Source organism: Thermoanaerobacter sp. YS13 (assembly GCF_000806225.2).
GTDB lineage: Bacteria > Bacillota > Thermoanaerobacteria > Thermoanaerobacterales > Thermoanaerobacteraceae > Thermoanaerobacter > Thermoanaerobacter uzonensis.
Genome location: NZ_JOOI01000001.1, coordinates 1,502,753 through 1,514,408, shown reverse-complemented (window position 1 = coordinate 1,514,408; position 11,656 = coordinate 1,502,753). Strand labels below are relative to the sequence as shown.

Here is an 11,656-nt window from a genome sequence, read left to right as displayed (position 1 = left end):
GAAGATATGGGAGTTAATGGATGTAGTAGACGAATATATACCGACACCGGAGAGAGACATAGACAAGCCATTTTTGATGCCAGTAGAGGACGTATTTACGATAACAGGAAGGGGAACTGTTGCGACAGGGAGAGTAGAGAGAGGGAAGGTAAAGGTAGGAGACGAAGTAGAGATAATAGGATTGACGACAGAATCGAGGAAGACAGTAGTAACAGGGGTAGAGATGTTTAGGAAGACGATGGATGAAGCGCAAGCAGGTGACAACATAGGGGTATTATTAAGAGGAGTACAGAGGGACGAAGTAGAGAGAGGGCAAGTATTAGCGAAGCCAGGGACGATAAAGCCGCACACGAAATTTGAGGCGCAAGTTTACGTATTGACGAAAGAAGAGGGAGGAAGGCACACACCATTTTTCAATGGATACAGGCCACAATTTTACTTTAGGACGACAGACGTGACAGGGGTAATAAACTTACCGGATGGAGTAGAGATGGTGATGCCAGGGGACCATGTAACGATAAAAGTAGAGTTAATAACACCGATAGCGATGGAAGAAGGTTTGAAGTTTGCTATAAGAGAAGGCGGCCGTACAGTAGGTGCTGGCGTCGTGTCAGCTATCATAGAATAAAAAGAAGCCGGGTTCAAACCTGGCTTCTTTTGAGTTAAATCAATGGCTTTAGTAGACTGTGGAAAATGTCAATCAATGAGCCACCCATAAATCGTTGACACAGACTTTTTGTTTTTGGTGATTGACAAGAAGTTATATTTATGATAAATTGACTAAGCAGTCGAATCACCGGGAGGTGTAATAGTTGAGAGTAAAATTACGTTGGCATGTACTGAGTGTAAGAATAGAAACCATACAAAAAAAATAAGAAGATGACCCTGATAGGTTAGAGCTAATGAAATATTGCAAATTCTGCAAAAAGCATACCTTGCATAGAGAGACTAAGTAGTTTTTAAAACTTCAAGAGGATGTGAGGAAATGGCCGGTGAAGGAAGAAAAATTGTCAAGTTTTTAAAGATGTAAGGGCAGAAATGAAAAAGGTGACATGGCCAAGCAGAGAAACTATGATAACTTATACTGAAATTGTATTAATAGTAGTGGCTCTTGTGACAGTATTCATTTTTTTGATTGACTCAGTTTTTAGTTATCTCTTAAAGCTTATTATTAAAGTTTAAAGGAGGTTGGGCGAGTCCCCAGAGATTAACTATGCCAGAAAAAGAAAATGCAAAGTGGTGTGGTTCATACCTATTCTGGATATGAAAACAAAGTCAAAGCTAATTTAGAAAAGATTGTAGAAAATAGGAAATTTACAGCATTTAATTCACCAAATCATTGTACCTAACGGAAAAAGTTGTTGGAGATTAAAGATGGTAAAAAGAAAACTGTTGAGAGAAAGATTTTTTCCGGGTTATGTTTTGGTGAAAATGGTTATGACGGATGATACTTGGTACGTTTGTGCGAAATACCAGGGGTGTTACAGGATTTGTAGGTCCTGGGTCTAAACCTGTACCATTGAGTGAAGCAGAAGTTAGGGCTTTAGGTATAAAAGAGATTCCAACTGCAGTTGACCTTAATGTAAAAGATACTGTCAGGTTATTTCAGGACCTTTTGAGAATTTTATTGGAGTAGTTCAAGAAATTATCCAGAAAGACAAAAGGCGAAAGTTTTAATTTCTATGTTTGGGAGAGAGACACCGGTTGAATTTGACCTTGTACAGCTTCAAAAAATATAAAAAGTAGAAACTTATAAGCTATTTTAATTTTGTAAGGAGGTGTAGTCATGGCAAAGAAAAGTGGCAGCAGTTGTAAAAATACAATTGCCAGCGGGAAAGCTACTCCTGCGCCACCAGTAGGTACTGCATTAGGACTCACGGTGTTAATATAATGGCTTTTTGCAAAGAATTCAATGAAAGGACAGCCAAAGACGCAGGGCTAATAATTCCTGTTGTTATTACAATATATGCAGACAGGTCATTTAGTTTTTATAACTAAAACTCCACCAGCAGCTGTGCTAATCAAAAAAGCAGCTGGAATAGAGTCTGGTTCTTCGCAACCTAACAAACAAAAAGTAGGGAAAATCACAAGGGAGCAGCTTAGAGAAATTGCTGAAATCAAGATGAGAGACTTAAATGCTTCTGATATAGAGGCTGCTATGCGGATGATAGCAGGTACTGCAAGAAGCATGGGTATAGAGATTGTATAAAAATAAGTGGGAGGAAAGTCCGACACTACCACAAGGAGGTTAGAAAAGTGAAGCGAGGAAAAAATATTTAGAGAGCTTAAAGTTATATGACAAAACACAGCAGTATTCCAGTGATGAGGCAATAGATATTGTTTTGAAAACTGCAAAAGCAAATTTTGATGAAACTATTGATTTAGCTGTAAGACTAGGTGTTGACCCAAGACATGCTGACCAACAGGTAAGAGGTACAGTAGTGCTTCCTCACGGAACAGGAAAAAGTGTGAAAGTATTAGTTTTTGCAAAAGGGGAAAAAGCTAAAGAAGCAGAGGCAGCAGGTGCTGATTATGTGGGAGCAGAAGAATTAGTTGCAAAAATTCAAAATGAAAATTGGTTTGATTATGATGTTGTAGTTGCAACTCCTGATATGATGGGAGTGGTAGGGAGATTAGGTAAAATATTAGGTCCAAAAGGATTAATGCCAAACCCTAAATCAGGTACTGTGACTTTTGATTTAGAAAAAGCTATTAAAGAAATTAAAGCTGGTAAGATTGAGTACAGGGTGGATAAAGCAGGTATAATTCACGTTCCTATAGGGAAAAAATCCTTTGGGAAAGAGAAATTATTAGAAAACTTTAGAGCGGTTATAGATGCTATAATTAAGTCTAAACCAGCAGCCGCAAAAGGACAATACATCAAAAGTGTAGTGTTATCTTCTACAATGGGACCAGGTGTGAAGGTTAATCCTTTAAAGATTTTTTAATAAAAATTGTTGACAGACAAAAAGATGTAAGGTATAATAAGTGACGTTGAAATTGAATAAAAAGACCGTAGACAGTGGGTGTGCTTTTGCACGTAAATCCCACCGAGGTTTTTAAAAATAAATTCCCAAAAGGGATCCTCATGTCTACGGGATCCTTTTTAAATTTTTTAAGGAGGTGGGAAGGTGGGCACAGCAAAAGAGAAAAAGCAACAAATCGTAGCAGAGTTTAAAGACAAATTGTCACGAGCACAAACAGTGATTTTTTCAAACTTTAGTGGCTTGACTGTAGAAGATGATACTATATTAAGACGCAAATTTAGAGAAGCTAATTCTGAGTACAAAGTCTACAAAAATACTTTAATGACTATTGCAGCTAAAGAACTAGGTTATGGGGATGATTTAGTCAAGTATTTTGAAGGACCAACTTCTGTAGCTTTTGGATATGATGACCCTGTTGCGCCTGCTAAAGTTCTTGTGGAATTTATGAAAGATCACAAGGGTATTGAGTTAAAGGCAGGCCTTGTAAATGGAAAGTTAGTGACTGTTGAGGAAATTAAGGCTTTGGCGGAGCTTCCCTCAAGGGAAGAACTTGTGGCGAAAGCTTTGGGCAGCATGAAAGCTCCTATTACCAACCTCGTTTTTGTGTTGTCTGGCACTTTGAGAAGCCTGCTTTATGCTTTAAATGCAGTGAAAGAGAAAAAGCAAGCTGAAGCTTGAAAATAAAAATAAAAATTTTAAAATGGAGGTAGAAAGAATGAGCAAAGAGGAGATTTTGGAAGCCATAAAAAATATGACAGTTCTAGAATTGGCTGAGTTGGTAAAAGCTTTAGAGGAGGAATTTGGTGTATCTGCGGCAGCTCCTGTAGCAGTTGCAGCAGCTCCAGCAGCTGGAGCACCAGCAGCAGCACCAGCTGAAGAAAAAACAGAATTTGATGTTATTTTACAAGAAGTAGGTAGTGACAAGATAAAAGTTATCAAGGTTGTGAGAGAAGTAACAGGTTTAGGATTAAAAGAAGCAAAAGATTTAGTAGAAAGTGCTCCAAAGCCAGTTAAAGAAGGAGTAAGCAAAGACGAAGCAAATCAAATTAAAGCAAAATTCGAAGAAGTTGGTGCAAAAGTAGAAATAAAATAAGGGCAAAAAATTTGCCCTTATTTTTTTATGGGGAATTGTTGACATAAATCTTCACTTGTGCTATTATAATAAATTGCATTAATAGTGGCCTTTTTTATTTGTTAATATATGTATAAGAGGGAGCCTGTTGGTGAATAATAATGGTAAAATAGGGTTATTTTGCATGAAATCCAAAAGTGGGAAACTTTTGGTAATTTACATTTTTTAAGGGGTGAAATGGATGGTAAATCCTGTACAAGTGGGCAACAAGACAAGAATGAGCTTTGCTAAGATCGATGAAGTGTTAGAAATGCCCGACCTTATTGAAGTTCAAAAGAAGTCATACAAATGGTTTTTAGAGGAGGGGTTGAGAGAAGTCTTTAGAGAAATTTCCCCTATAGAGAGCTTTACAGGAAATTTGGCGTTAGAATTTGTGGATTATAGATTAGAAAATAACCCCAAGTATTCAGTAGAAGAATGTAAAGATAGAGATACTACATATGCTGTGCCGATGAAAGTCAAAGTACGCCTTACCAATAGGGAAACAGGGGAAATTAAGGAATCTGAAGTATTTATGGGAGATTTTCCTTTAATGACAGAAAAGGGTACTTTTATTATAAATGGCGCAGAACGTGTAATTGTAAGCCAATTGGTTAGATCTCCAGGAGTTTATTATGAACAACAATTTGATAAATTTGGGAAAAAATTAATTTCTGCAACTGTAATTCCAAATAGAGGGGCTTGGCTAGAATATGAAGAAGATTCCAATGATATAGTATATGTTAGAATTGACAGAACAAGAAAAGTTCCAGTTACTGTATTATTAAGGGCGTTGGGTTATAGTACTGATATTCAAATTCTTGACCTTTTAGGAGAAGAGGAAAAATTAAAAGCTACTTTAGATAAGGATACAACAAAATCTGAAGAAGAGGCTTTAATAGAAATTTATAAAAGATTGAGACCGGGAGAGCCACCTACTGTTGAGAGTGCCAAAAGCCTTTTGTATGCATTATTTTTTGATGCAAAAAGGTATGATTTAGCAAAAGTTGGGCGCTATAAATTTAATAAAAAACTTGCGTTAAAAACGAGAATTGTAAACTTAAAAAGCGCAAAAAAGATTGTCAATCCTGTTACAGGAGAGATATTAGTAGAAGAAGGAGAGAAAATTTCCAAAGAAAAGGCAGAAGAAATTCAAAATTGCGGCATAAATGTAGTAGAAGTGTTAGTAGAGGGTAAAGTAGTAAGAGTAATAGGTAATAATACGGTGGATATAAATAAATATCCAATGCCTTATGATGTATCTAACTTAAATATAAAAGAAGCAGTAAATTTAAGTATATTAAAAGAAATCCTTGATAATTTCTCTGATGAAGAGGCAGTAAGAAACGAAATAAAAAATAGAATGGATGAACTTGTTCCAAAGAACATTACTAAAGATGACATTATAGCCACTATAAGCTACCAACTAAATTTAACTCATGGGATAGGTTCAATAGATGATATAGATCATTTAGGAAATAGGCGACTCAGGTCTGTAGGAGAATTATTGCAAAATCAATTTAGAATTGGACTTGCGAGATTAGAAAGAGTAGTCAAAGAGAGAATGACAATCCAAGATGTGAATGAAATTACTCCTCAAAACCTTATAAACATTCGCCCAGTTGTTGCAGCCATTAGGGAATTTTTCGGAAGCTCCCAGCTTTCTCAATTTATGGACCAAACTAACCCTTTGGCAGAACTTACTCATAAGAGAAGAGTAAGTGCTTTAGGTCCTGGAGGACTTAGTAGAGAAAGAGCGGGTTTTGAAGTAAGAGACGTTCATTATTCTCACTATGGAAGGATATGCCCAATTGAGACTCCTGAAGGACCTAATATCGGTTTGATTGGATCTTTGACTACCTATGCTCGCGTAAATGAATATGGATTTATTGAAGCTCCATATAGGAGAGTAGACAAAACTACTGGTACAGTTACAGATGAAATTGTATATATGACTGCAGATGAAGAAGATGAATATATTATAGCTCAAGCTAATGAACCATTAGATGAAAACAACAGGTTTATTAATGAGAAAGTGGTATGTAGATTAAAAGAAGAGATAATAGCAGTACCTCCAACAGAAGTGGACTTCATGGACGTTTCACCAAAACAGATAGTGTCTGTTGCTACTTCTATGATACCTTTTTTGGAAAATGATGATGCGAATAGAGCCTTGATGGGCTCTAACATGCAGAGGCAAGCAGTACCACTTATAAAACCTGAAGCGCCAATAATTGGAACGGGCATAGAATATAAGGCAGCTGTTGATTCTGGTGTAGTAGTATTAGCAAAAAACGATGGAGTAGTAGAAAAGGTCACCGCTGATAAAGTTATAATTAGAACAAAGGACGGTAGAAGGGATGAGTATAATTTACTTAAATTTAAGAGGTCAAACCAGGGAACTTGTATAAACCAAAGGCCTATTGTAAATGAAGGAGATGAAGTGAAAAAAGGGCAAGTTATATGCGATGGACCTTCTACTGACAACGGAGAACTTGCACTTGGGAAAAATGTCTTAGTAGGATTTATGCCTTGGGAAGGTTATAATTATGAAGATGCTATTTTGATAAGTGAAGAATTGGTTAGAGATGATTCTTTGACTTCTATTCACATAGAGGAATATGATGCAGAAGCCAGAGATACGAAATTAGGTCCAGAAGAAATAACGAGAGAAATACCGAATGTAGGTGAAGATGCTTTAAAAGATTTAGATGAGAGAGGAATAATACGTATAGGTGCAGAAGTTACCGCTGGTGATATATTAGTAGGCAAAGTTACTCCAAAAGGCGAGACGGAACTTACAGCCGAGGAAAGACTTTTAAGAGCTATTTTTGGAGAAAAAGCAAGAGAAGTAAGAGATACTTCTTTGCGTGTTCCTCACGGTGAGTCAGGTATAGTAGTAGATGTTAAAGTTTATTCCAGAGAAAATGGTGATGAATTGCCACCAGGAGTCAACCAGATGGTAAGAGTATTTGTTGCTCAAAAGAGGAAAATTTCTGTTGGAGACAAAATGGCAGGGCGCCACGGTAACAAGGGTGTTATTTCAAGGATACTTCCAGTAGAAGATATGCCGTTTTTGCCAGATGGTACCCCTTTGCAGATATGTTTAAATCCATTAGGTGTTCCATCTCGTATGAACATTGGTCAGGTTTTAGAAGTTCACTTGGGTCTTGTTGCAAAAGCGTTGGGATGGCAGATTGCTACACCTGTATTTGATGGGGCAACAGAAGAAGATATACAAGAGCTTTTAGCTAAATCCGGTTTTTCTCCGGACGGCAAGGTGCAATTGTACGATGGAAGAACAGGTGAGCCTTTTGATAACAGAGTTACGGTAGGTTATATGTACATGCTGAAACTTCACCATCTTGTTGATGACAAGATGCATGCAAGGTCTACTGGACCATATTCTTTGGTTACTCAGCAACCTTTGGGTGGAAAGGCTCAGTTTGGTGGACAGAGATTTGGTGAGATGGAAGTATGGGCATTAGAGGCATATGGTGCAGCTCACACTTTACAAGAGATTTTGACTGTGAAATCTGACGATGTATCAGGTCGTGTAAAAACCTATGAAGCTATTGTTAAGGGTGAAAACATACCAGAACCAGGTATTCCTGAATCCTTTAAAGTATTGGTTAAGGAACTTCAAAGCTTAGCATTAGATGTCAAAGTTATCACAGAAGATAATCAAGAAATTCCATTAAAAGAATTTGAAGATGATGACGATTCTGATGTGCCGGATGCTACTCTTAATATCAATATAGAAGGTCGCGAAGATACGCCACCAGAAGAAGTATATGAAGAAGGCTATGAAGAAGGTTTTGAAGAAGAGACTGAAGAATTGCCAGAAGATCTTGATTTTGAGCCAGATAGTTTTGACATAGGAAATGATGATTTAGATTTAGAAGATTTTGATATTTAATTAGTTAAAACCAAAATTTATTGAAGAAAGGAGCGACACTCCTTGTTTCAGTTAAGAAATTTTGAGGCTATTAAAATTGGGTTAGCATCACCTGAAAAAATAAGAGAATGGTCAAGAGGTGAGGTGAAAAAGCCTGAAACTATAAATTATAGAACGTTAAAACCAGAAAGGGATGGCCTTTTTTGTGAAAGAATTTTTGGACCTACAAAAGACTGGGAATGCCATTGCGGTAAATACAAAAGAGTGAGATACAAAGGTGTGGTTTGTGATAGATGCGGTGTAGAAGTTACAAGGTCTAAAGTTAGAAGGGAAAGAATGGGGCACATTGAACTTGCTGCCCCTGTTGCCCATATATGGTATGTAAAAGGAATTCCAAGTCGAATGGGGCTTCTTCTTGATATGTCCCCGAGAGCATTAGAAAAAGTGCTGTACTTTGTATCATATGTGGTTATTGACCCTGGCGATACTCCTCTTACCAAAAAGCAGTTATTGTCGGAGAAAGAGTACAGAGAATATTTAGATAAATATGGTAATAAATTTAGGGCAGGGATGGGAGCAGAAGCAGTAAAAGAATTGCTACAAGAAATAGATTTAGAAAAGTTGGGCAAAGAATTGAAAGCCGAAATACGTGAGTCCACTGGTCAAAAAAGGGTAAGGGCAATTAGAAGATTAGAAGTAGTACAAGCTTTTATAGATTCAGGTAATCGCCCTGAATGGATGATTTTAGATGTTATACCTGTAATTCCTCCTGATTTAAGACCTATGGTGCAATTGGATGGAGGACGGTTTGCAACTTCAGACCTTAATGATTTGTACAGGAGAGTAATCAATAGAAATAACAGATTGAAAAAGCTTTTAGACTTAGGGGCCCCAGATATTATAGTAAGAAATGAAAAAAGAATGTTACAAGAAGCGGTAGATGCTTTGATAGATAACGGCAGGAGAGGAAGGCCTGTTACAGGCCCTGGTAATAGACCTTTAAAATCCCTTTCTGATATGTTAAAAGGTAAGCAAGGAAGATTCAGACAAAATCTTTTAGGTAAGAGGGTAGACTATTCAGGCCGTTCCGTTATAGTAGTAGGACCCGAGCTTAAAGTTTATCAATGTGGCTTGCCAAAAGAAATGGCGTTAGAGCTTTTTAAGCCTTTTGTAATGAAGAAATTAGTAGATGAAGGTTTGGCGCAGCATATAAAAAGTGCTAAAAGAATGGTGGAAAAGGTAAAGCCTGAGGTATGGGATGTGTTAGAGGAAGTTATTAAAGAACATCCCGTATTGTTAAACAGAGCGCCTACCCTCCATAGATTAGGCATTCAAGCTTTTGAACCGGTGTTAGTTGAAGGAAGAGCTATAAAGCTTCATCCTCTTGTGTGTACAGCTTACAATGCAGACTTTGATGGTGACCAAATGGCTGTTCATGTACCTCTTTCAATGGAAGCACAAGCTGAAGCAAGATTTTTAATGCTGGCTGCTAATAACATACTCAAGCCACAAGATGGAAAACCTGTTATGACTCCTACTCAAGATATGGTGTTAGGTTCTTATTACTTAACAGCAGATGAGGAGGGAGTTCCAGGCGAGGGCAAATATTTCTCCAGCCCTGAAGAAGCTATTATGGCATATCAGCTGGGATACATTCACATTCATGCTAAGATAAAAGTGAAGATGACAAAAGAAATTGATGGAGTCAAAAAATCAAAAATAATTGAAACGACAGTGGGAAAAATTATATTTAATGAAGCAATTCCACAGGATTTAGGTTATGTAGACAGAACCAACCCTGAAACTGCTTTTGACTTAGAAATTAATGATTTGGTAGATAAATCTAAATTGGGGAAAATTTTAGATAGAGTATACAGATTACACGGGCCAACAAAAACAGCAGAAACTCTTGATAAAATCAAAGAGTTAGGTTTTAGGTATTCTACAAAAGCAGCTATTACTGTCAGTGTTTCTGACATGGTAATACCTAAAGAAAAAGAGAAGCTTCTAAAAGAAGCAGATGAGATGGTAAGTAAAATTGAAAGCCAATTCAGACGTGGTCTCATATCCGAAGAAGAGAGATATGAGAGTATAATAAGGACATGGAATATGACTACAGAAAAAATTACAGAAGCTTTGATGGCAAGCCTGGACAAATTTAATCCTATATTTATGATGGCCCATTCAGGAGCTAGGGGAAGTAAAAACCAGATAAGGCAGTTAGCAGGTATGAGAGGCCTTATGGCAGACCCTTCAGGAAGAATTATTGAGCTTCCTATAAGGTCTAACTTTAGAGAGGGTCTTAATGTATTGGAATTCTTCATATCTACTCACGGTGCAAGAAAGGGCCTTGCGGATACAGCTTTAAGAACTGCGGACTCTGGTTATTTAACAAGAAGATTAGTTGATGTTAGCCAGGATGTAATAGTCAGAGAAGAAGATTGTGGAACTGATGAGGGAATTTACGTAGAAGAAATAAGAGAAGGAAACGAAATAATTGAAAGATTAGCTGACAGAATAATAGGAAGAGTTGCGGCTGAAGATGTGGTTGATAATGAAGACAATGTAATCGTCAGAAGAAATGAATTGATAAACGAAGAGGAAGCAGAAAAGATTGAAAAAGCAGGTATTACTAAAGTAAAGATAAGGTCTCTTTTGACATGTAAGTCAAGACACGGCGTATGTAGAATGTGTTATGGTAGAGACCTTGCAACAGGTGAACTCGTAAATATAGGTGAAGCGGTGGGTATTATTGCTGCACAAGCTATAGGCGAACCAGGTACACAGCTTACTATGAGAACATTCCATACTGGTGGTGTAGCAGGTTCTGATATTACACAGGGTCTTCCCAGAGTAGAAGAGCTTTTTGAGGCGAGAAAACCAAAAGGGCTTGCTGTAATTTCTGAAATTTCTGGTGTTGTAAGAATCAATGAGTCAAAGAAGAGAAGAGAAGTCATTGTAACAGATGAAGGAAACAGTATTTCTAAGACTTACCTGATTCCCTATGGTTCAAGGCTTAAAGTTCATGATGGTCAGGTAATACAAGCTGGGGATGAGCTGACAGAAGGATCTGTAAATCCTCATGACCTTTTGAAAATAAAAGGAATATTTGCAGTACAGACTTATTTGCTACAAGAGGTTCAAAAGGTTTATAGATTGCAGGGCGTTGAAATAAATGATAAACACATTGAAGTAATAATAAGACAAATGATGAGAAAAGTAAAAGTAGAAGACCAGGGAGATACCTCAATGCTTCCTGGAGAGCTTATAGATATGTTTAAATTTGAGGAGGAGAACAAAAAAGCAATTGAAAATGGATTAAGACCTGCTTCTGGAAGAAGAGCTCTTTTGGGAATTACAAAGGCGGCTTTGGCAACAGATTCTTTCTTATCGGCTGCTTCTTTCCAAGAGACGACAAGAGTGCTTACAGATGCAGCTATAAAAGGTAAAATAGATCCACTTTTGGGATTGAAAGAAAATGTGATAATAGGTAAGCTAATTCCTGCTGGGACAGGTTTGTCACGCTATAGAAATATTTCTGTTGTAAAAAAAATTAATGACCAACAGGAAGGACAAGATAACGAAAAAGAAGAAAGAGAAGCGAAGGCGAGCAACTAAAGATTTAACCGAAATTCTACTGTTGACAGCTAAACTGCTTAA

General features: G+C 37.2%; 9 protein-coding genes, 3 pseudogenes and 1 other annotated feature. All 12 genes and pseudogenes read left to right on the top strand.

The window, feature by feature from the left end; all coding sequences use genetic code 11:
• The coding region (locus tag THYS13_RS07860; RefSeq protein ID WP_042834014.1) for an EF-Tu/IF-2/RF-3 family GTPase at positions 1 to 628 on the top strand (628 nt) is incomplete at its 5' end.
• A 180-nt stretch (positions 629 to 808) separates the two neighbouring features.
• Positions 809 to 956: pseudogene (gene rpmG, locus THYS13_RS13885) on the top strand (50S ribosomal protein L33).
• A gap of 82 nt (positions 957 to 1,038) precedes the next feature.
• Positions 1,039 to 1,182 (top strand): preprotein translocase subunit SecE, encoded by a 144-nt coding sequence (gene secE / locus THYS13_RS13880; protein ID WP_153039605.1) that lies wholly within the window; start codon positions 1,039 to 1,041, stop codon positions 1,180 to 1,182.
• Positions 1,183 to 1,374: 192 nt separating this feature from the next.
• A complete protein-coding gene (locus THYS13_RS14655; RefSeq protein WP_235603286.1) occupies positions 1,375 to 1,509 on the top strand; it encodes a transcription termination/antitermination NusG family protein in 135 nt (44 codons plus the stop codon).
• Positions 1,445 to 1,636: a transcription termination/antitermination NusG family protein gene (locus tag THYS13_RS14650; protein WP_235603285.1), complete on the top strand. Its 192-nt coding sequence runs from the start codon at positions 1,445 to 1,447 to the stop codon at positions 1,634 to 1,636. The genes THYS13_RS14655 and THYS13_RS14650 overlap by 65 nt, the downstream gene beginning before the upstream one ends.
• Complete coding sequence (locus tag THYS13_RS14645) at positions 1,603 to 1,677, top strand: hypothetical protein (RefSeq protein WP_235603309.1); 75 nt, start codon at positions 1,603 to 1,605, stop codon at positions 1,675 to 1,677. The genes THYS13_RS14650 and THYS13_RS14645 overlap by 34 nt, the downstream gene beginning before the upstream one ends.
• 122 nt (positions 1,678 to 1,799) lie before the next feature.
• A pseudogene (gene rplK, locus THYS13_RS07850) lies at positions 1,800 to 2,209 on the top strand (50S ribosomal protein L11).
• Between the two features lie 58 nt (positions 2,210 to 2,267).
• Positions 2,268 to 2,948, top strand: a pseudogene (rplA, locus tag THYS13_RS07845) (50S ribosomal protein L1); the annotation flags it as partial.
• 47 nt (positions 2,949 to 2,995) lie between these two features.
• Positions 2,996 to 3,118, top strand: a sequence feature (ribosomal protein L10 leader region).
• 13 nt (positions 3,119 to 3,131) lie between these two features.
• A complete protein-coding gene (gene rplJ, locus THYS13_RS07840) occupies positions 3,132 to 3,665 on the top strand; it encodes a 50S ribosomal protein L10 (protein ID WP_042833886.1) in 534 nt (177 codons plus the stop codon).
• A 37-nt stretch (positions 3,666 to 3,702) separates the two neighbouring features.
• Positions 3,703 to 4,080: a 50S ribosomal protein L7/L12 gene (gene rplL / locus THYS13_RS07835; RefSeq protein WP_003868698.1), complete on the top strand. Its 378-nt coding sequence runs from the start codon at positions 3,703 to 3,705 to the stop codon at positions 4,078 to 4,080.
• 220 nt (positions 4,081 to 4,300) lie between these two features.
• Positions 4,301 to 8,017, top strand: a complete 3,717-nt coding sequence (rpoB, locus tag THYS13_RS07830; protein ID WP_042833885.1) for a DNA-directed RNA polymerase subunit beta — start codon at positions 4,301 to 4,303, stop codon at positions 8,015 to 8,017.
• Positions 8,018 to 8,059: 42 nt separating this feature from the next.
• Positions 8,060 to 11,614, top strand: a complete 3,555-nt coding sequence (rpoC, locus tag THYS13_RS07825) for a DNA-directed RNA polymerase subunit beta' (RefSeq protein ID WP_042833884.1) — start codon at positions 8,060 to 8,062, stop codon at positions 11,612 to 11,614.
• The last annotated feature ends 42 nt before the right edge of the window (positions 11,615 to 11,656 follow it).